Source organism: Paenibacillus alvei DSM 29 (assembly GCF_000293805.1).
GTDB lineage: Bacteria > Bacillota > Bacilli > Paenibacillales > Paenibacillaceae > Paenibacillus_B > Paenibacillus_B alvei.
The window spans coordinates 483,362-502,560 of sequence record NZ_AMBZ01000002.1 but is presented as its reverse complement, the minus strand read 5'-3'; the positions used below and the strand labels follow the sequence as shown (position 1 = coordinate 502,560).

Below are 19,199 nucleotides of genomic sequence, written 5' to 3'. Positions count from 1 at the left end.
TTAATTAAATTAATCCGATAGGAAATATAAAAATTAAATTAGGGGGATCGGTGTCATGAATGCACTGCGCAACAATTTGGGATATTTCCCTCACCAGCCATCCTTTGAGCGGGAGCAGATGAACTATTTCGACAATCGGCTATCCGCTTATCCTAAACCAATGGGGGTTCAGTATTATACGTTCTCCCTAAACGAAGCAAACCACCATCCGATGATGATATTGCCTGATGGCAGTATTGATATTATGATTTGCTGTGATCAGGATCATCCAAGCGCGAATGTCTGTGGATCGGTTACTTCGGGCAAGCCAGGAGGGTTTCGTCAAGGGAACTGTGATGTGTTCGCGATTCGCTTCTTCCCAGGCTATGGCAGACATGTGCTGCGCTACCCGGCTTATGAGTTCACTGATCGCGAAATTCCCTTAGGCGAAGTGATGAGTAATTCCTCCAACCTTTTGGAGCAGATTGCGGCAGCGAATAATATGCCAGCAAGAATCGCGATATTCGAAGCGTTTTATCGTCAGCTTACCCAAGGAGAGGACAAAACACCGCCTTGGCTCAAGCATGTGACGAAGCAAATCATTAGCAGCAGCGGTTCACGAAGCATGTCCGGCTTATCGCAGCATACAGGTTATTCGTCGCGGTACATTGCAAAGGTATTCCATGAATATGTAGGCATGTCGCCGAAGTTATTCAGCCGTATCGTTCGTTTCCAGCATGTATTGGACGCATTGCTGCATGCGAATTATGAAGGCGCTATGGAAGAGATGATAGAGCTGGGGTATTATGATCAGAATCATTTCATTAAGGAGTTCAAGGAATTCAGTACGTTTACGCCTAAAAAGTACATGGAGCAGCTATGAAACCGTTCTGTTCGATATATTCACCTAATAGATCATCAATAGGAAAAAGCCACGACAGCAGATTAGACGTCCAGTTCGTTGCGCCAGTTCGTGAGCATATAAAAAGACCCTTCAACTCTATGCAAGAGTAGGAGGGTCATCATACTAAACTACTTTTTCAATAATAAATAGACAAAGTATGGCGCACCGATTAATGCGACAACGATTCCGACCGGAATGCCGTCAGGCTCAAGAATATTGCGCCCGATCGTATCCGCGAGCAGCAGCATCCAGCCCCCGAGCAAAATCGCTACGGGGAGGAACAACTGGTGCCTTGGACCAACCAATGCTCTGGCAATATGCGGAGCCATTAATCCAATAAAGGCGATTCCTCCAGCCACGGAGACAGCCGCGCCAGCAAGTGCAACGGCAGCAAGCAGCAGGGTCAGTCTTTCCTTCTCGATGGATACCCCTACACCAATAGCTACAGGCTCATTAAGCGCCAGCAGGTTCAGGCGGTTGGCCTTATATAACGTATAGGGGATCAAAATAACCAACCAAGGCAGTATTGCCCAGATGAATGGCCAGTCCGCTCCCCATATATTCCCCGCAAGCCATCTAGAGATGAAATCCACTTTGGCCCGTTCCGACGAGGAGATAAGCACAATCATTGTTCCTGACAGCGCCATGGAGAAACCGACTCCAGTCAGCACCAGCCTTACAGGCTGCAGTCCCGCAGTACGTTTGTACGAGAACAAATAGATAAGAGCTGCCGTAATCACAGCCCCGACAAAGGCGACAAGAGGCAGCATATATGCGAATGAGCCCATGTCTATGGGAACGAACAGGAAGAACACCGAAATAGATACACCGGCGCCAGCATTAATTCCGAGTATGCCGGGATCGGCCAGATCGTTGCGTGTTACGCCTTGCAGGATGGCACCTGATAAAGCTAAGGCCATGCCGGATAGGAGTGTAATCAGGATGCGAGGCATTCGGATAGAAAACAGCACGAAGTCCTCCTTGAACGTCCCCTGCCCAAGCAGGGTAGGGAGCAGCCGATCATAGGACAGTGATGAGTATCCGAGACCCATTCCGACGATGACAGTTAGTAGAATAAGCCCGAGCAGCAATACGAGAATAAGCCGCTGCTTTCTCAACAGAGAGGGTAAGATCATGAGAATGCTTTGCCTCCTTTATGTACAATGAACAGGAAGAAGGGCAGGCCAAGCATGGCAACGATGGCTGCTACAGGTGTCTCGTACGGGCTATTGATTGTTCGTCCAAGCGTATCGGCAAGCAGCATGAAGGCAGCGCCCGTAAAGACGGACATTGGCAGAATAAATCGATAATCAGTGCCGACCATAGCACGTACAATGTGAGGAATCATTAGTCCAATAAAGGCCATATTGCCGACAAGTGCTACAGATGCTCCGGCAAGCAGAACAATCACGATAAATAGGATGATCTTTACCATTAGTGTTTTTTGACCTAATCCCACAGCGACCTCTTCATTCAAGCTTAAAATCGTCAGTTGTCTGGAAAAACCGATAGCGATCAATATGCCGATGAGGATGACGGGAACGATAATTTGAAGCTGACTCCAATTGGTGCCAATGAGGCCGCCTGCTGTCCATAAGGAAATTTCCCGGGATAGCTTAAAATAAAGCCCTGTTCCTTCCGCTATTGCAACAAGAAATGCTGTGACGGCTGCACCGGCCAGCACGATTCGAAGCGGGGAGAACCCGCCTTTCTTCATCGCACCGATGCCGAATACGATAAATGCGCCAACCGCTGCACCAATGAAGCAGGCAATCGTAATTGCATAATAATTGGCGGAAGGAATCCATGCCAATGTAATGGCCAGTGCTGCGTTGGCGCCGGCTGTAAGCCCCAGTAAGCCAGGATCAGCAAGCGGGTTGCGCGTCATGCCCTGCATAATCGCACCAGCAACAGCCAGGGCGGCACCGACGACCATCGCACCGACTTCGCGGGGAAGGCGAATATCCCGCAAAACGGCAATGTTGTCGCTTGTCTCATTTGACGTAAGGGCAAGCCACACATCGCGCAACGAAGTGTCAGCGGCTCCAAATACCATAGCCACGACAAACGTCCCTGCACATATGAGGATTCCCACGATTAACTTGACCACAAATGGAATCGTATGTTGATTCGAGTTGACCATGCATAATGTCCCTTTCTAGTAATGGCGCTTAGAATACAGGAAAAGGAATTCTTAAAAATAAGAATTCCTTTTCCAGACGTTACTTGCTTGCCGCGAAATCTGTACTGAATGTCTCCAATTGGAAGTCCAATGTGAGCGGGTCATTGAAATAGAATTCATTCATATTAACCTCGAACACGCGATTGTTCTTCACGGCAGGGATATTTTTATACGATTCCGTTTCTTGGAATGAATTGTCGCCAGCTTTGTTCTTACTGAGAATGACATAATCGCCTGCGAATTGCGGAAGAACCTCAGTAGAGAGTGCGAAGTAGCCAGGTCCCAACGCTTTTTCTTTGACTTTCTCCGGCATGTTCAGCTTCATCGCTTGGTACAGAATCTCCGTTCCACGGCCCCAGTTGTTGCCGTACACATACAATTGCTTATTGAAGTTCTCGATAACCGAAACAGTAGCATTTTCACCGATTTTGGCTTTAATGTCTTTGCCAGCTTGTTCAGCACGCTTCTTGAAGTCGTCGATCCAAGCTTTCGCTTCCGCTTCTTTGTTCAAAAGCTTGCCGATCTCCAGATGCTGTGTTAAATAATCGACCTTGCCGTAAGTGAAAGTAACGGTAGGGGCAATTTGCTTCAGCTTGTCTGCGTTTTTAATGCCCGACAATCCGATGATCAGGTCCGGATTCAGTTCAATAATCTTCTCCAGGTTCTCATCAGACACTTCTGCAACATCTTTCAATTTGGACTCAAAGCGAGGATTCTGCTTCGCCCATGCATCTACTCCGACTACATTTACGTTCAGCGCCATGACATTACCAGCGAAGGATGCCAATACAACAACGCGCTTCGGATCAGCAGGAACCTCGACTGGCCCATTTTCGGATTGGTACGTAATTGTGCCGGATTTGCTTTCTTTGTTCTCTGCCGCATCTTTCTTCGGCTCGGCAGCAGGGCTTGCGCAGGCGCTAATTGCAAGCACAAATATGAGCATAAAGGGGATGAACCACTTTTTCATGATGCTGTTGCTCCTTTAATTAAGTTATATGTGATACACATCGGCTTGTTCGTTCGGGGATCCCGTCCGATTTCAGCGTCGATTTGAAACACCTTTTTCAGTACGTCTGAGGTCATAACCTCTTCACAATCGCCTGCCTTAACGATTTCGCCATTCTTCATTGCGATGATGTAGTCAGCGAATCGAGCCGCTTGGTTCAGATCATGGAGAACCATGACAATGGTGCGTTCCTGCTCTTCATTCAGGCGCTGCAGCAGCTCTAATACTTCAAGCTGATGAGCCATGTCCAAATACGTTGTCGGCTCATCGAGGAAGATGATCTCAGTCTCTTGAGCGAGGGCCATTGCGATCCAGACGCGCTGGCGCTGACCGCCGGAGAGGGCGTCTACAGGGCGATATTTAAAATCAATCGTCCCGGTCATTTCCAATGCCCAGTCGATGACCTCGATATCCCTCTTCGTTAAGCGTCCGAAGCCGCGCTGATATGGGAATCGGCCATAAGAAACGAGCTCGCCAACCGTTAACCCGCTTGCACTTTCCGGGGTTTGGGGCAGAATAGCCATCTTCTTCGCCAACAGCTTTGTATTTTCTTTCGCAATATTCCCTCCGTCGAGAATGACATTCCCGGATTGGTGAGGGATAATGCGAGTAATTGCTTTCAGCAGTGTAGATTTACCGCATCCATTGGAGCCAATGATCGTTGTGATCTTTTTATCGGGGATAGGGACACTGAGATTTTTGACAATTAAGCGTTCACCATAACCAATGCTTAAATCATCTGTATATAGGCGAGCCATGCTTCAACCTCCATTTATGGAAACGAACGAGCGTTATCGACATTAATTGATAATGATTATCAAGATCATATCTTTCCATAATATAAATTCCTGTATATCGGATGTCAATAGTAATTTTTGTTGTAAAAGGGTGATGAATCGGATATCATTGATAATGATAATCAATACCAATAGGTTTCTGAGGAGTGAAGGGGAAATGGATCAGGAACAATTATTTGATGTAACGGTAATTGGAGGGGGCCCAGCAGGGCTGTACTCTGCTTTTTATAGTGGACTTCGTGAAATGAAAACAAAGCTGATTGAGTATCAGCCTCAGCTTGGCGGCAAGGTGCATGTATATCCAGAGAAAATGATCTGGGATGTTGGCGGACTAACACCGGTCACAGGAGCGCAGCTAATTAAGCAAATGGTGGCGCAGGGGTTGACGTTCGACCCTGAGGTTGTGCTTAATGAGAAAATCGTATCGATTGCTCGCAATGAGGATGGCATTTTTGTTCTGGAAGCAACCTCTGGCCGAAAACATTACTCCAAGACGGTCATCGTGGCAGTTGGCGGCGGAATTTTGAACCCAACCAAGCTTGATATTGAGGGTGCGGAGCGCTTCGAAGTTACGAATTTGAATTATACGGTGAAATCGCTCCGAAAGTTTAAGGATAAAGTTGTGGTCATTTCAGGTGGCGGCAATTCTGCAATTGACTGGGCGAACGAGTTGGAGCCGGTTGCGAAGAAGGTATATTTGACGTATCGGAAGGATAAGGAGTCTTTGTCCGGTCACGAGGCAACGATTACGCAGTTGATGAACAGCTCTATAGCATGCTTTTTTAATACTTCCATTACGAAGCTGATTGCAGCGGACAACCATGAGACGATCGAACGAGTAGAACTGACGAATCAAGCGACAGGCGAGACTGCGATATTGCCGATTGATGAAGTGATTATTAACCATGGCTATGAGCGGGATTCAAGCCTGATTGGCAACAGTGCATTGAAGATTGAGCAGGTAGAGGACTTCTATGTAGCGGGCAATGCCAGCAGTGAATCTTCGATTCCGGGTCTGTATGCAGCAGGGGATATTTTGCATCATGATGGGAAGCTGCACTTAATCGCAGGCGCCTTCCAGGATGCGGCCAACGCGGTGAACAAGGCGAAGCAATTCATTCAGCCGGATGCTAAAAGCTGGGGAATGGTATCTTCCCACAACGATGTGTTTAAGGAACGCAACCGCGAACTGGTGAAGCAGATGATGAATTCATAAATAGAAAGACGCTCCACCGCTTGCCGTTATGATAAGTTGAGGAGCGTCTTTTGTTTAGGGAAGTCTTCGGCAGCTCAAGCTGATCCGAAGGCTTCTTATTTTTGCATACAGGATACAGGTAGTTGATTAGTCGAGCGCTTGTACCAAGCTTGCACCGAATTGTGCGGCGCCATCCGGGCCGTCGGCGGTAATAATATCATCATGAGCGACCACATGCTGGGCGATATACGTGACATTGTTATCTTTCAATTGGTCAATTTGGATATCAAGCGGGTAGCATGTCGCTTCTCTGTCTGTAAGCAGTCCAGTACGGGCTACCGTAACAGCGCCTGCGCAAATGCCGGATACAAGCACGCGTTCCTGATGCGCTTGCTTCAAGTATTGCTGCAGCTCCTTGTTATCCCATAGATAATCGTTCGTGCCAGAGCCGCCGATTACAGCAACAACGTCATAATCAGTTGCGGACACATCGGAGAAGATGACTTCTGCCGTGGCTTTGCCTTGAAAGTCGCCTGTGATCTCGCCGGTTGTGGTGCTGGCAATCGTGACGTTCACTCCTGCCTGCTCTAAGGCAGCTTTTGGCTGGAACAGCTCATCTTCATTGAATCGTTCAGGTGGTATAATAAATAAAGCTTTTTATTCATAAAATATGGCCTCCTATTTGTGGTACACAGTTAAGCTGGTGTCAGATCCGTGCTGCAGCACGTGCTGAACCACTACTGAATATAAAGTGGACTTGATGTTGCGATCATTGCTGTAAGATGTGTCTTATTGTACCGACGCTCTCCCATCCTGTGAAGAATGCACTTTTTTGTGCGGAGGTTACCTATAGGTTACTTATTGAAGAAATAAGGAGTTGCGAATCGATGTCAGATACATTGCGAGAAGAAATAAAAAAGAAAATCGTGAATGGTGATTTTAACTGTGAGAAGGAATTGACGCTGTCCATTATTAGTGGAAAGTGGAAGGTTGTCATTCTCTGGCACTTGGGCGTCGAAGGCCCCCATCGCTTCAGTGATCTCCAGCGCTTATTCCCGAAGGTATCTCATAAAATACTGACCAATCAGTTGCGCGAGCTGATGGAGGATGGAATTGTGCATCGGGAGGTGTATCCCGAGGTGCCGCCTAAGGTCGAGTATTCCATGACGGAGCTCGGCATGACGCTCCTGCCCCTCGTGGAAATGATGTATGAGTGGGGAAAAATGCGAATGAATCAGATCAAGCAGGGACTGGGGATCGAGGGCGAAGAATGACGCTCAGTCGTGTAAGTAACGGCGTGGCAGAGCAGGATAGCAGCCTTGTTGTCATGAGGCAGCAAGTGTGATCTAGATCATGTTGATTTTTATATATGGTTTCTTTACAATAGGTGGAAATCATGTTGAGAAGGAGTGGGGGTATGAGCAGGAAGCCGAAGACGAACCGTTCATTCGATATTTCATTTTCATATGTCCATTCCATAAGAACACTAAGGCATTCGCTGCTTTAGTGTTTTTTATTTTGCTAATTTCTACGGAGGTGTGGGGATGACGAGATATAAGCGGGTCATGATTAAACTTAGCGGCGGTGCTGTAGCAGGAAGCAGTGAATTCGGCTTTGCTCCTGACAGACTAGAGCATATCGCTAGTGAAGTGATGTCCGTCGTAAAGCTGGGTGTCGAGGTGTCGATCGTTATTGGGGGAGGAAATATATTTCGTGGAAATATGGCGGAGAGTTGGGGGATTGAGCGCGCAGAGGCCGATAATATCGGGACGCTGGCGACTGTCATCAACAGCCTTATGCTGCGAGGCGTTCTAAAGGCGAAGACTGATAAGGAGGTTCGCGTCATGACTGCCGTGCCGGTTACTTCTGTTGCGGAGCCTTATATTCGCTTGCGAGCGATTCACCACTTGGAAAAAGGATATATCGTCATATTTGCCGGGGGCAACGGCCAGCCGTATGTCACTACCGATTATCCCTCTGTGCAGCGGGCGATCGAGGTCAATTGCGACGCGCTGCTTGTGGCGAAGCAAGGCGTTGACGGTGTGCTTGAGGCGGATCCGAGAACGAACAAAGATGCGAGGAAATTCGCCTCTCTCCATTACAACGATGTGATCCAGCATAATTTGAGGGTGATGGATCAATCCGCATTTATTTTGGCGAGGGACTTCCATCTGCCGATTCATGTGTTCAACTTCGACCGGCCGGGGACGATGCGCGACATATGTGAGGGGGAAAATAATGGTACTTTAATTAGCGAAGAATCAATTTTACAGTTTGATTAATAACAAAGAGGAGCCACAAGTGTGGATCCTCTTTGTTTCAGTTACGTATTATTTTGTCACCGTAACAGAATAGACTACTCTTGTGCCACTATTCCACTCAGCTACTATGGTGCCATATCCCTCTTTAAAAGCAGTTAAATTCCCGTTCCCATCCGAACCCAAGCAATCTGTTGGGTTAGCGGAGGAGATAGAAAATCAACTACAATTTATCTGCCTTCTCCAACTCTCCTTGAAATATTCAGTTATATTCCATTGTTAGGTTATTTAGCTTGTTTTCTCGAATTAATCATAATTGTACATTTTAGGTTTCGTTCCGGTCATCCTTGGGATGATTTTTTTGTAACTTCAAAGCCAAAATTCCCCTTTCGTGCTCTAATGATATGAGAGGGAAGGGAGATAACGATGCCACATGGATATACATAAGCTCGTAAAGAAAGCGCAAAAGGGAAGCGATAGGGCGTTCTTGGAACTGTTCCAGCAGCACGAGGAAGCTATCTACCGGATGGCTTACATGTACGTGAAGAATAAGGATGATGCGCTCGATATTGTACAGGATACAGCGTATCAAGCTTTTAAATCGATCGACAGCCTGCGGGAACCGCAGTATTTTAAAACTTGGATTCTCAGAATCACGATTAATCGTGCTCTTTATACATTAAAACAGCGCAATAAAATCATTCCGTTTCCGCCCGAGTATGCCCATCAGCAAGTAGAAAGTTCTTGTGAGGAGGATATTCCCTTAGCCGTAACGCTGCAGGAATTGCTCGACGAATTGGATGCTCATGAGAAAAGTGTCATCCTGCTCAAGTTATCAAGGGTATACGTTTCAGGCAATTTCGGACATTCTTGAGATGCCCTTGAGTTCCGCAAAAACAATACTATACCGGGGTTTAAGCAAGCTGCGGAAGAGTTTGAAGAGAGGTGAAATCTCATGAGCCAGCGCAATCGAATTATAGATGAAATAGAGAAAATTGATATACCAAAGGAACTGCATGAGCGAAGCGTCATGGGCGTGCAGCAAGCGAAGCGGGAGCTTCGGCAAACGGGCGGCATCATGAGGATCGCGAAGGTGGCGGGCATAACCGCTGCAGGACTTGTTCTGGCCGTCGCGCTGGGGGCGGCAGCCTCTCCAACATTCGCTGAAGTCGTGAAATCATGGTTCTCGTTAAACAAGACGGATGAAGGCTTGAAGAAGGCGGCTGACGAAGGATTTGCGGTGCCGATTAACAAGCAGGTAACCGATCAGGGAATTACGTTGAAGGTGAAAGAAGCGATTCACGATGTATTGCGCATTTCGATCCTGTACGGTATAGAACAGGATGGAAAATCTATGGATTCGGATCGGTTGTTCGATACGTTTATCCCGAACGGAAACAGTGATGATCCGTACGTGAACCGATACGAGATCGTGGACAGTGAGGGGAACGTGCTTCCGCTTCGGTTGCAGCAGACCCATGCAGGGAACGATCGAATTCTAATCCTGTCGCTAGACGATCTTGTGCCCGGCCAAGAGATTTCAGATATGTCAGATCTGCCAAACCAGATTACGGTGCGCTTCGATATTAATCAGATCGGCAAGATGCGGGGGAAATGGTACTTGGAAGTACCTATCGACCTGATGAAGGCGAAGGCCTCTACAACTATCGTGCCTCTTAACAAGCGATATGAATCACAGATGGGGTTCAGCGTAGACTTTAACCAGCTTCGTCATGGGCCGAGTAAAACAGAGCTATTGCTGCAAGTCGATGAGACGCAGGCATGGAGAAGCACACAGAAAATGAATCCGATGTTCCGGTATGTGGTCAAAGATGGGAAAGGCAATATTGTAGCCTCATATGACGGTCTGATGCGCAGTGAATTGGCGATAGGAAATAGGAATGTTCTTCAACAGTCCTTGCATGGTCAAGGGACGTTGGGGCATATGAGGTACCGCCATGCGTTCGTGCCTTTTGAGGGGACAAAGGATTTGACCTTGGAAATGACGGCAATCTATACACAGGAACGATTCTCTAAAGGGGATTCTATAGTACTCGATCCAGCGGCGTTGATGAAGGAGACATTAAGGAAGGAGGTGAAGGGGAAGAGTATTGCTTTCAAGGCACGAATGAAGATGGAAGAAGCACCAGAGCAGTTGAAGGACGGCTACAAATTCTTTCAAGGCAAGGGGTGGATACTGGAGGCTGATCAGCAGTTGGGCTTCGATACGCTTGATTTGAACTGGCGCATAACGGACAAGCACGGGAAGGAAATTCGCGTGGAGTCGGCGACAGAGCTGGAGCAGGATTCGCAAGGGAAGTATCGCAATCGTACGCTGTTCTTTTTCGCAGGTCAGTCCGAGATCCCCGGCAGCCTGAACGTATCCTTGGAAAGTTGGACGAAGAAGACGCCAATCAGTTGGAGCATTCCGCTCGTGCCGTCGGCTGAACCGCTTCCTCCAGGTCACGATGAACCGATATATGAGAGGACAGTAGTGGAATTAAAGCCCGAGATCGTAAGCAAGGCGGAACAGGCCATGCATGATCTTGCTCCAAATAAGCCTGCAGAACTGTATGGCGTAGCAGATTACAGCGACCGGTGGTTCCTATATGCTAAGGATAACAGCGAGAGTTTTGTCATTGTGCTCAAAGAAGCGGAAGAGCCCATTATTGTACGACGGGCCATTCCATACCATGAATTGAATGGCAAGCTGCGACAGACGGTGGAGGATACCTTGCGGCGGATGAAGCCTGAACAACCGATTGCATTCGCGGAAGCTGTCCGCGTGAGATCTAAGGAACTTAATAGCTGGTCGTTCCATAATGACCAAGCTTCAATTACGATTGATGCGGTAACGGGCCAGATGGAAACGGCAGAGCTGCGGTATGAACATGGATTCTTCAATGAAAAGGCCAAAGCTGCTGCGGAGAAGGCGTATCCACTTTTTGCGGAAGGCAAGGAACTGCGATTTACAACCATGACGCAGAGAATGGCGCCAACGGAACATGTATGGGAGATTGGACGCGAGATGAGTCTCTTTGCCAGAGTGGGAGTGCGAACGAACCGAGTCTGGTCGGTTCAGCAGAGCTATAAAGATGATCATCCTGGCAATGAGCAGGCAGCACGCAAGAAGTACGCAACTTCGCTTTATTCGCCAGAGCAGGCTATTCGTAAGGTCAATTCGACCGTTAAGCAGGTATTCGGCATCGATATGGAAGGCTACGAAGCGAGCGTCAAGCTCAATGAATATACGTTCACGAAAAAGGGTTCGATGACGATGAAAGGAACCGTCAATGCAAAGGGTGAGTTCTGGAAGCTGGAGCTTATTCCGATAGAGGGAATACAAGATTAGACGGACTTGCTATGAGGAGGGCAACTTTTATGAAAATGAATACATTATTGGCGCTAACACTCGCATGCAGCTTGTTTGCTGCAACTCCGGCTATGGCAGAACGGGCCGGCGTGACTAACGGAGGGACGGGAATTGTTCAGTATAGCGATGTAGATCGAAAGCTGGCAGAGTCGGCAGAGAAAGCAATTGAGCAATACGGAAACGGAAAAGCATTTCAATTAGAGGAAGCGTTCAAGGACAGTTATTTTGTAGATAAAGAGCAAAAAGAGAGTTGGATTATCCAATCTAAGGATCGGAGCGCCGTTGTATCGGTCGATGCTGTTTCCGGCAAGGTACTTACCGTGTCATTGAGCTTCAAGATGGAGGAGGTAACTGGTGAATATGCTTCGTACCTGAAGGTAGCACAGTCAGCAGTGAAGCAGTTACATAAAAATGCGGAGCTTGTCTTTACGGAAGCTCACTTTTTCAAAAACAATAACGCGGCAAATATATCAGAAGTAATGACTTTCGGTGCGAAAGACGATCAATTTATACAAATCGATACGAAGACAAGTAAGCCATTAAACTACCGTTTTATATACAAGGCAGTGGATATGGATCGTAAAATCATAGGCGTGGCTGAACAGACAGTAAAAAGTATGGGGATCGACAAGGTTCAACCATTTACGAGCTTTGTGTACGAAAAATATGAAGGAAGAGAAGAGTGGAGGCTAACAAGAAAAATAGAAGTTAAAGGCGATCTCAGAAAAAATGGGGCTGTGAGGATAGACGAGAATAACCGTGCGTTCGTTGTCGAGGCCGTTGCCACAATCGAAGCAAAGACGGGCAAGCTTACCTCTATAAATGTTAAGCCAAATACGAATGATCAGAAGCGCAAATCATTGTCGAAGGAACAAGGCATTGCGATTGCTAAGCCTGTCGCGAAGAAATTGTGGGGCGTAGACTTATCTTCCTACGAGGTGAAGGTTAATAAGGACTGGGGCGACTACACGTTTAGCAGAAAAGGCAAAGCGGCTATCGTAGCTAAGTTCGATAATTTTGGCAATCTGGTTCGCATAGAGCGTAAATGAAATAATAGATTACATGTAAAAAATAACATAGTTATAGGTTGCTAAATCACGAAGGGACGATTCACTTCAGAGCAAAAGAAGAGCAAAGCATTGTACTTGATACAAAGACGAAAAAGCTGCTCCAGTACCGCATCAATTACAGAACAGCGGATGTGGATCGCAAGATAATTGCGGCTGCCGAAGAGGCGGTAAAGAGTATGGGGGCAAGTAAGGTACAGCCATTTACAAACTTTGCGCGTCAAAGTATTAATATTGGTTCAGAAAAAGAAGTGTGGGAATTGAGTCGGAGAATTGAGGTTAAGGGGGAACGCAGTCCCTATAAAACTTACGTTGTAGAGGGTCGCACTGATTAAGCCTGTCGCAAAGAAATTGTGGGGCGCAGACGTGTCTTCTTGCACACTAAGGATTGATGAAGCTTGGAGAGACTACATTTTTAGCAGCAATGGAAAGCCCTCAATTGTGGCTAGAATCAATGAGTTTGGGAACCTTGTGAACATCAGTCTGGATCCATTGAGAAAATAAAGATTTAGGAGTTATTACGAACGGAACAGAGTTATGCCATCATCATTTTATAATCATAGGAGGGCGCCGAAACCGGCGCCCTTTTCCCGTTTTAGCAATGTGCGGGAAAGACTCTTGTTATATTTCAGAAGTTCTGGGACAATAATAATCAGATTATAGAGGTGCAGTTATTTATACGTATTAACACATCTGTAGGTAAAGTACTGTTAGGAAGTAAGACAGAATTTTGACGTGTTGAAAAGAGGGCACTAGATGAATAAGCAATCCATCTATGGATTAACATTGGATCAACTAGCCGCTTGGTTGGAGGAGCGGGGACATAAGAAGTCACGTGCATCCCAAGTCTGGGATTATCTATATCGTAAGCGGGTTAAGGATTTCGCTGATATGGCAGAAGTAAATGAGGATAGCGCAGCGCTGCTGTCCGAGCACTTCGTCATCCATACGCTTAGCGAGCATGTGAAGCAGCAATCGGCTGATGGCACGATTAAGTTCTTGTTCAAGCTGCAGGATGGCAACCTGATCGAGACAGTATTGATGAAACATAAATTCGGATTGTCGGTTTGTGTGACGACACAGGTTGGCTGCAATATTGGCTGCAGCTTTTGTGCGAGCGGACTGCTGGCAAAGAGCCGCGACTTGTCGAGCGGCGAGATTGTAGAACAGATTATGAAGGTTCAGCACCATTTGGACGAAATGGGCCAAGGTGATCTGGTCAGTCATATCGTCGTGATGGGCATCGGAGAGCCGTTCGATAACTTCGAGAATATTATTAACTTCTTGCGGGTCGTGACTGATCATAAAGGTCTGGCTATCGGTGCGAGACGAATTACGGTTTCAACAAGCGGCTTGGCGAATAAGATTAAAGATTTCGCGGATATTAACCTGCGGGTGAATCTGGCTCTTTCCTTGCATGCACCGAATGATGAGCTTCGCACGCGCATTATGAAGATCAACCGTGCGATTCCGATTGCGAAGGTGATGGAGGCGATTCAGTACTTCATCAATACAACGAACCAACGGGTGACACTGGAATATATCTTGTTGAGGGACGTAAACGATCAGCAGGAGCATGCGCTTGAATTGGTGAAGCTGATACAGGAGTGGAACATGCAGGACGAGGTCAATGTGAACCTGATCCCGTACAACCCTGTTGATGAACACAGCCAATATCAGCGCAGCGAGCAGGAGTCGATCCGCGGCTTCTATGACGTGATGAAGAAAAATAACATCAGCTGCAGCGTACGCTTGGAGCATGGCACAGACATCGATGCCGCCTGCGGCCAGCTTCGCAGTAAGCAGATTAAGAAAGAAAACACGCATGCATCAACGTAAGCCGTGGTAGAAAAAAGGGGCATTGAGCGGCAGGAAATCGGACAATTGTATCTTGACCCTGTGTACCCTCTTCGATTAACATAAGATCTATAAAGGGGAGTAGCTGTTACAATAAAGTCGTCATTACGAGGATAATCCTCCGGCTTTGTTGGCAACTTCGATTGTTAGCGAGACCTTTACCGACAGGGTAAAGGTCTTTATTTATGGCCTTTACCGTGATCGGTAAAGGTCATTTTTGTTTTTTAAGGGGTGTTGCTCGGGAAACTTCTCATAATTGTGCGCAATTGAAGAAAAGATATACATGACATGATAAGAGGAGAGGGTACTATGGATTTCTTTACAGCAGAGTTCTGGTCCGCGCTAATGGCAATCGTAGTCATTGATTTAGTCTTGGCGGGAGACAATGCAATAGTAATCGGTTTGACAGCGCGCAACCTGCCTAAGGAGCAGCAGAAGAAAGTCATATTCTGGGGCACATTTGGTGCTATTGCGCTTCGTTCCTTGTTGACGCTTGCTGTAGTATGGCTGTTGAAAATTCCGGACTTGCTGCTCATTGGCGGCGTACTGCTCGTATGGATTGCGTATAAGCTTCTTGTAGAAGAGAAGGGCCATGATGTTGGATCTGCTGCTAGCCTGTGGGCGGCGATCAAGACGATCATTATCGCGGATACGGTCATGGGGCTCGATAACGTGCTTGCGGTAGCAGGGGCGGCGCATGGTGATTTTATACTCGTTGTACTCGGCTTGCTAATCAGTGTACCTATCGTGGTATGGGGCAGCACGCTTATTATTAAGTGGGTAGAGCGCTTCCCGGTCATTATCTATATTGGTGCGGGTGTCCTGGCTTGGACGGCGGCAAAGATGATTGTAGATGAGCCGCTGGTGAAGGGGTTCTTTACAGCGAACCCGGTTCTGAAGTGGTGCCTTATCGTTGTCATCATCGTCGCTGTGTTGGCATTGGGCAGAATGAAAAAGCAGAAGCAAGTGAAGCAGGCTGCGTAATGTGCGGCTGATAAGCAATTATTTGCCGAAAAAGTAAGGTAGATGAGCGAGGAGCTGTCCGGAAGAGGCTCCTTTTTGTTGAAATAAAAGTAAAAATAGGAGTGCATGCATCAAGCTGTTGCGCTATAATGAAAATGTGAATAAAATGGAACGTGGTTCCATTAAGTGGAACGATAGTGTTCGGTGACTAAAGGTCGGTGTATGTATTATTCTTCATACGATGGGAGCGTGAATGTTGTGGATAGTAAAGAACGATTTTCAAGTCGGGTGGATGCGTACGTGAAATATCGACCGAGTTACCCGACAGAGGCACTGGCGTATTTGTACGATGTCGTAGGTTTGCGGCCCGAGGATATAATTGCCGATATAGGCGCGGGAACCGGGAAATTCTCGAAGCTTCTTCTCGGCAAAGGAAGCCGCGTTACCGCGGTAGAACCTAATCAGCCCATGCGGGAGGCGGCTGAGCGAGAACTTGGGGGCAATCCGAATTATCGCGCCATTTCAGGAGCGGCAGAGGCGACAGGGCTGCCCGATCACTCCGTCGATCATATCGTATGTGCGCAGGCATTTCACTGGTTCGATCGCACAGTAGCCCGTGCAGAATTTCATCGCATCCTGAAGCCGGGAGGGAAAGTAGTCCTCATATGGAATGCGCGAAAGCTTCACGGAACCCCGTTTCTGGAGGAATATGAGCAACTGCTCCGGCAGTATGGAACGGATTATGAGAAGCTGCGCCATAAAAATATATCAGAGGAAGCATTAGCAGCATTTTTCTCCCCTAACAAGATGACGGTGGCTACATTCACGATGCGGCAATTGCTTAACAAAGAGGAACTTGGTGGGAGATTGCTTTCCTCCTCGTACGCGCCTGAGAAGGGCCATCCGAATCATGAGCCCATGATGGCTGAGCTCGCCCGTGTATTCGAACGCAATCAGCAGAATGGCGTTGTATCCTTTGATTACGAAACTGAAATATACTGGGGCGAAATGTAGGAAAATAGCCAAGAATCGCATATTGCTTTTAGATAAGAGAGGAGAAAATACCTCTCTTTTTTGCGTCTGTGTCATATTTGGTATTGACTCTGCCATACATTATGATAGAATCATTATCACTTATAAATCCTATTGTATTACTAGGTATAAATGAGGGGGATATACGATTTGGCACAAATGATCATTACTGGATTGTTATGTGGGATACTGCTCGGGTTTGTCATGCAGCGCGGCCGATTCTGCCTGACTGGTGGATTCCGTGATATGTATTTGGCAAAGGATAATCGGATGTTCTATGCGCTGCTCATCGCCATCACGGTTCAAAGCATCGGCGTATTTGCACTCATTCAGCTCGGATTGGTGGAGTTCACGGCAGGCTCGTTTCAATGGCTGAGCACGATCGTAGGCTCTTTCATATTTGGAATCGGCATTATTTTGGCGGGAGGTTGTGCGACAGGGACATGGTATCGTGCCGGGGAAGGCTTGATTGGAAGTTGGATTGCCTTATTCGGATATATGGCGATGAGCGCCATTATGAAGTCAGGCGCGTTGCTGCCTGTCAACCACGGCCTGAAGGCGTATGCAGCTCCGAATAATTCCATCCCGGATACATTCGGATTGTCCGTATGGCCGTTCATCGTCGTGCTCGCGCTCGTGACATTATGGCTTGTTAGCAAGCAACTGCGCAAACCAGCCGTCGCGATTCCAGCTTTGCCGGCAAAACGGAAAGGACTCAACCATCTATTGTTCGAAAAGCGCTGGCATCCGTTTGCTACAGCTGCTCTTGTAGGAATCATTGCGCTGCTCGCATGGCCGCTGAGCGAAGCGACAGGTCGGATGTCCGGTCTTGGCATTACAACGCCGTCAGCCAATCTCCTGCAGTACTTGGTGACGGGCGATAGTACCAAGTATGTGAACTGGGGCGTTTTCTTGGTGCTTGGCATCTTTGCAGGCTCCTTCCTGGCAGCGAAGGGAAGCCGCGAATTCCGCTTTCGGGCACCGGATGCAAAGACAGCTGTATCCAGCTTCGGCGGGGGGCTTCTCATGGGCTTCGGAGCGAGTTGGGCAGGAGGGTGTTCGATTGGCAATGGGCTCGTTATGACGGCCATGATGACGTGGCAAGGATGGGTGTCACTCATTTTCATGATTTTAGGTACATGGACGGCTTCGTATTTCGTATATGTACGGCCGCGTACCAAGGCAAGTCGCAAGCTAGGTGCTTCTTATCATGCAAAGACCGTATAGGAGGAAAATGACATGAAAACGAAATTAGCCGTACTTGGCATGGTATGTCCATTTCCATTAATCGAGGCGAAGGAGGCGATCCAGTCATTGAACAGCGGCGATGAGCTGGTCATTGATTTCGACTGCACGCAAGCTACAGAGAGCATTCCTCGTTGGGCCGCCGAAGCGGGGCATACGATAACCAACTATGAACAAATCAATGATGCATCATGGACGATTACGGTACGTAAAAAATAACCGGAGACATCGACGAACAATAACGGGGAGTTCTACGATGCCGCTTCTTTCAGTGAACTAAAAGAGATGGCATAAAGCAAGAAGGTCGAGTTGAGGACAAAAAGAGGAGTCCTGACTCGACCTTTCGTATTATAGGTCATTATTTTAGTATATGATAGGGGAAGTATCCTTTTTTAATTACTTTTTTGTGTGGCTAAAGGAAAGTGCATGTACCTTAATCTGGCCATTTTGGATATGTACCCTCTTCAAGCACTCCAAACTTCCAGCTCCATTTTTCAAAAATATTATTTTTTGATGCAATTGTATGTTCAACGACGATTCCTACTCTAGTAGCGAGTCCACCTCTCAATACAGGAGCCCAATTCCAGTCTCTAACCAATATGGTGCCACTCAAAATTTTTGGGACATCTTTAGGATCGGTAGAGCCAAATTCGGGGATTTCTTTGTTTTGAAATTTCCCAGATCCATTTAAGGTAGGCCCATCTTGAAATAAGTATTTTCTGGCTAGAATAGCTCTGATATTGTCATCCTTATGCTCTATTCTCCAACTAACCTTGTCCATTCCAATGTACATACCACCATCACTATATTCATAATAAAATACTGTGAGGAATGTATGAACTTTTCCAGATTTATCAGTATCATTTTTACTGTTACTGTTGGGAACTGAACCGACTATTTCAAAATCAGTGGCATATTGGGTTATTGTTTCGTTGGTGAGTATATTTCTTAAGTCTTGAATGGGATATGTTCTCTGACTTACAACTTTTGTCGTGGCACTATCTTCCTCTTTAATTGAGAGATCAACAATTCTAAAGTCTGGTTTCTTAAAGAGATTGAATGTGTTTGTGGAGTTATCGTATTTTTTATGATTTCGTACCCAGCAGGAACTGTAGGTGGTGAGTCTGAGTCAAGTCCTTTTGCGAATGAATGAGTGGAGTAAGTAGACAGAAGTAACAGGGTCATAACGAAAGATAAAAGCAATTTCGAAGATTTCAATTTTACACTAACCCCCTTAATTGGTATTTGATGTAATAATATCATATTGAATTTCCCAGTCAAGTATTATAGTTTTAATTTTTGAGTGAAAACTAATCCAATAGAAAGGCGGCATCATAT

The 19,199-nt window shown here is 46.8% G+C and carries 19 protein-coding genes; 13 read left to right on the top strand and 6 right to left on the bottom strand.

Going from position 1 to position 19,199, the window contains the following annotated elements:
* Nucleotides 1-55: 55 nt before the first annotated feature.
* Nucleotides 56-862: a helix-turn-helix domain-containing protein gene (locus PAV_RS08655; RefSeq protein ID WP_005545235.1), complete on the top strand. Its 807-nt coding sequence runs from the start codon at nt 56-58 to the stop codon at nt 860-862.
* Between the two features lie 149 nt (nt 863-1,011).
* On the opposite strand, the gene PAV_RS08650 is transcribed toward PAV_RS08655, so the two are convergent.
* The 4 genes from PAV_RS08650 to PAV_RS08635 all read right to left on the bottom strand — a co-directional run bounded on the left by PAV_RS08650 (nt 1,012) and on the right by PAV_RS08635 (nt 4,832).
* Nucleotides 1,012-2,019, bottom strand: a complete 1,008-nt coding sequence (locus PAV_RS08650) for a FecCD family ABC transporter permease (protein ID WP_005545233.1) — start codon at nt 2,017-2,019, stop codon at nt 1,012-1,014.
* Nucleotides 2,016-3,026, bottom strand: a complete 1,011-nt coding sequence (locus PAV_RS08645) for a FecCD family ABC transporter permease (RefSeq protein ID WP_005545231.1) — start codon at nt 3,024-3,026, stop codon at nt 2,016-2,018. Before PAV_RS08645 ends, PAV_RS08650 begins: the two co-directional genes overlap by 4 nt.
* Nucleotides 3,027-3,105: 79 nt before the next feature.
* Nucleotides 3,106-4,035, bottom strand: a complete 930-nt coding sequence (locus PAV_RS08640) for an iron-hydroxamate ABC transporter substrate-binding protein (RefSeq protein ID WP_005545229.1) — start codon at nt 4,033-4,035, stop codon at nt 3,106-3,108.
* Nucleotides 4,032-4,832: an ABC transporter ATP-binding protein gene (locus PAV_RS08635; RefSeq protein WP_005545227.1), complete on the bottom strand. Its 801-nt coding sequence runs from the start codon at nt 4,830-4,832 to the stop codon at nt 4,032-4,034. The genes PAV_RS08640 and PAV_RS08635 overlap by 4 nt, the downstream gene beginning before the upstream one ends.
* 196 nt (nt 4,833-5,028) lie before the next feature.
* Between PAV_RS08635 and PAV_RS08630 the strand changes: the two genes are divergently transcribed.
* Complete coding sequence (locus PAV_RS08630) at nt 5,029-6,087, top strand: NAD(P)/FAD-dependent oxidoreductase (protein ID WP_005545225.1); 1,059 nt, start codon at nt 5,029-5,031, stop codon at nt 6,085-6,087.
* A 126-nt stretch (nt 6,088-6,213) separates the two neighbouring features.
* Here the strand turns inward: PAV_RS08630 and PAV_RS08625 are convergent, their stop codons facing one another.
* Complete coding sequence (locus PAV_RS08625) at nt 6,214-6,711, bottom strand: DJ-1/PfpI family protein (protein WP_040735629.1); 498 nt, start codon at nt 6,709-6,711, stop codon at nt 6,214-6,216.
* Between the two features lie 242 nt (nt 6,712-6,953).
* Between PAV_RS08625 and PAV_RS08620 the strand changes: the two genes are divergently transcribed.
* The 11 genes from PAV_RS08620 (at nt 6,954) to PAV_RS08565 (ending at nt 18,080) form a co-directional block, all read left to right on the top strand.
* Nucleotides 6,954-7,340 (top strand): winged helix-turn-helix transcriptional regulator, encoded by a 387-nt coding sequence (locus PAV_RS08620; protein ID WP_005545221.1) that lies wholly within the window; start codon nt 6,954-6,956, stop codon nt 7,338-7,340.
* A gap of 270 nt (nt 7,341-7,610) precedes the next feature.
* A complete protein-coding gene (gene pyrH, locus PAV_RS08610) occupies nt 7,611-8,348 on the top strand; it encodes a UMP kinase (RefSeq protein ID WP_005545219.1) in 738 nt (245 codons plus the stop codon).
* Nucleotides 8,349-8,757: 409 nt separating this feature from the next.
* Nucleotides 8,758-9,198, top strand: coding sequence for a sigma-70 family RNA polymerase sigma factor (locus tag PAV_RS08605; protein WP_005545217.1), 441 nt, complete (start codon nt 8,758-8,760; stop codon nt 9,196-9,198).
* 81 nt (nt 9,199-9,279) lie between these two features.
* Entirely contained in the window at nt 9,280-11,676 is a 2,397-nt protein-coding gene (locus tag PAV_RS08600) for a DUF4179 domain-containing protein (RefSeq protein ID WP_005545215.1), read from the top strand.
* Nucleotides 11,677-11,705: 29 nt separating this feature from the next.
* On the top strand, nt 11,706-12,746 hold the full coding sequence (locus PAV_RS08595) for a hypothetical protein (protein ID WP_005545213.1): 1,041 nt from the start codon (nt 11,706-11,708) through the stop codon (nt 12,744-12,746).
* 38 nt (nt 12,747-12,784) lie between these two features.
* Nucleotides 12,785-13,099 carry a hypothetical protein gene (locus tag PAV_RS08590; RefSeq protein WP_005545211.1) on the top strand — a complete coding sequence of 105 codons (315 nt, stop codon included), beginning with the start codon at nt 12,785-12,787 and terminating at the stop codon, nt 13,097-13,099.
* A gap of 421 nt (nt 13,100-13,520) precedes the next feature.
* Nucleotides 13,521-14,603 (top strand): dual-specificity RNA methyltransferase RlmN, encoded by a 1,083-nt coding sequence (gene rlmN / locus PAV_RS08585; RefSeq protein WP_005545210.1) that lies wholly within the window; start codon nt 13,521-13,523, stop codon nt 14,601-14,603.
* 327 nt (nt 14,604-14,930) lie between these two features.
* Nucleotides 14,931-15,605, top strand: a complete 675-nt coding sequence (locus PAV_RS08580) for a TerC family protein (RefSeq protein ID WP_005545208.1) — start codon at nt 14,931-14,933, stop codon at nt 15,603-15,605.
* A 201-nt stretch (nt 15,606-15,806) separates the two neighbouring features.
* On the top strand, nt 15,807-16,598 hold the full coding sequence (locus tag PAV_RS08575) for a class I SAM-dependent methyltransferase (protein ID WP_005545206.1): 792 nt from the start codon (nt 15,807-15,809) through the stop codon (nt 16,596-16,598).
* 177 nt (nt 16,599-16,775) lie between these two features.
* Nucleotides 16,776-17,843, top strand: a complete 1,068-nt coding sequence (locus PAV_RS08570; RefSeq protein ID WP_040735730.1) for a YeeE/YedE family protein — start codon at nt 16,776-16,778, stop codon at nt 17,841-17,843.
* 12 nt (nt 17,844-17,855) lie between these two features.
* On the top strand, nt 17,856-18,080 hold the full coding sequence (locus PAV_RS08565; RefSeq protein ID WP_005545203.1) for a sulfurtransferase TusA family protein: 225 nt from the start codon (nt 17,856-17,858) through the stop codon (nt 18,078-18,080).
* A 214-nt stretch (nt 18,081-18,294) separates the two neighbouring features.
* Here PAV_RS08565 and PAV_RS08560 read toward each other — a convergent pair whose 3' ends face one another.
* Nucleotides 18,295-18,642 carry a hypothetical protein gene (locus PAV_RS08560; RefSeq protein ID WP_005545202.1) on the bottom strand — a complete coding sequence of 116 codons (348 nt, stop codon included), beginning with the start codon at nt 18,640-18,642 and terminating at the stop codon, nt 18,295-18,297.
* Between the last annotated feature and the right edge of the window lie 557 nt (nt 18,643-19,199).

Excerpts from the sequence above, each read along its gene's own strand:
- PAV_RS08565 (WP_005545203.1), top strand. The coding sequence starts at position 17,856 with ATGAAAACGAAATTAGCCGTACTTGGCATGGTATGTCCATTTCCATTA.
- PAV_RS08605 (WP_005545217.1), top strand. The coding sequence starts at position 8,758 with ATGGATATACATAAGCTCGTAAAGAAAGCGCAAAAGGGAAGCGATAGG.
- PAV_RS08580 (WP_005545208.1), top strand. The coding sequence starts at position 14,931 with ATGGATTTCTTTACAGCAGAGTTCTGGTCCGCGCTAATGGCAATCGTA.
- PAV_RS08640 (WP_005545229.1), bottom strand. The coding sequence starts at position 4,035 with ATGAAAAAGTGGTTCATCCCCTTTATGCTCATATTTGTGCTTGCAATT.
- PAV_RS08595 (WP_005545213.1), top strand. The coding sequence starts at position 11,706 with ATGAAAATGAATACATTATTGGCGCTAACACTCGCATGCAGCTTGTTT.
- PAV_RS08630 (WP_005545225.1), top strand. The coding sequence starts at position 5,029 with ATGGATCAGGAACAATTATTTGATGTAACGGTAATTGGAGGGGGCCCA.
- PAV_RS08575 (WP_005545206.1), top strand. The coding sequence starts at position 15,807 with ATGTATTATTCTTCATACGATGGGAGCGTGAATGTTGTGGATAGTAAA.
- PAV_RS08655 (WP_005545235.1), top strand. The coding sequence starts at position 56 with ATGAATGCACTGCGCAACAATTTGGGATATTTCCCTCACCAGCCATCC.
- PAV_RS08635 (WP_005545227.1), bottom strand. The coding sequence starts at position 4,832 with ATGGCTCGCCTATATACAGATGATTTAAGCATTGGTTATGGTGAACGC.
- PAV_RS08620 (WP_005545221.1), top strand. The coding sequence starts at position 6,954 with ATGTCAGATACATTGCGAGAAGAAATAAAAAAGAAAATCGTGAATGGT.
- rlmN (WP_005545210.1), top strand. The coding sequence starts at position 13,521 with ATGAATAAGCAATCCATCTATGGATTAACATTGGATCAACTAGCCGCT.
- pyrH (WP_005545219.1), top strand. The coding sequence starts at position 7,611 with ATGACGAGATATAAGCGGGTCATGATTAAACTTAGCGGCGGTGCTGTA.
- PAV_RS08645 (WP_005545231.1), bottom strand. The coding sequence starts at position 3,026 with ATGGTCAACTCGAATCAACATACGATTCCATTTGTGGTCAAGTTAATC.
- PAV_RS08650 (WP_005545233.1), bottom strand. The coding sequence starts at position 2,019 with ATGATCTTACCCTCTCTGTTGAGAAAGCAGCGGCTTATTCTCGTATTG.
- PAV_RS08560 (WP_005545202.1), bottom strand. The coding sequence starts at position 18,642 with ATGGACAAGGTTAGTTGGAGAATAGAGCATAAGGATGACAATATCAGA.
- PAV_RS08600 (WP_005545215.1), top strand. The coding sequence starts at position 9,280 with ATGAGCCAGCGCAATCGAATTATAGATGAAATAGAGAAAATTGATATA.
- PAV_RS08570 (WP_040735730.1), top strand. The coding sequence starts at position 16,776 with ATGATCATTACTGGATTGTTATGTGGGATACTGCTCGGGTTTGTCATG.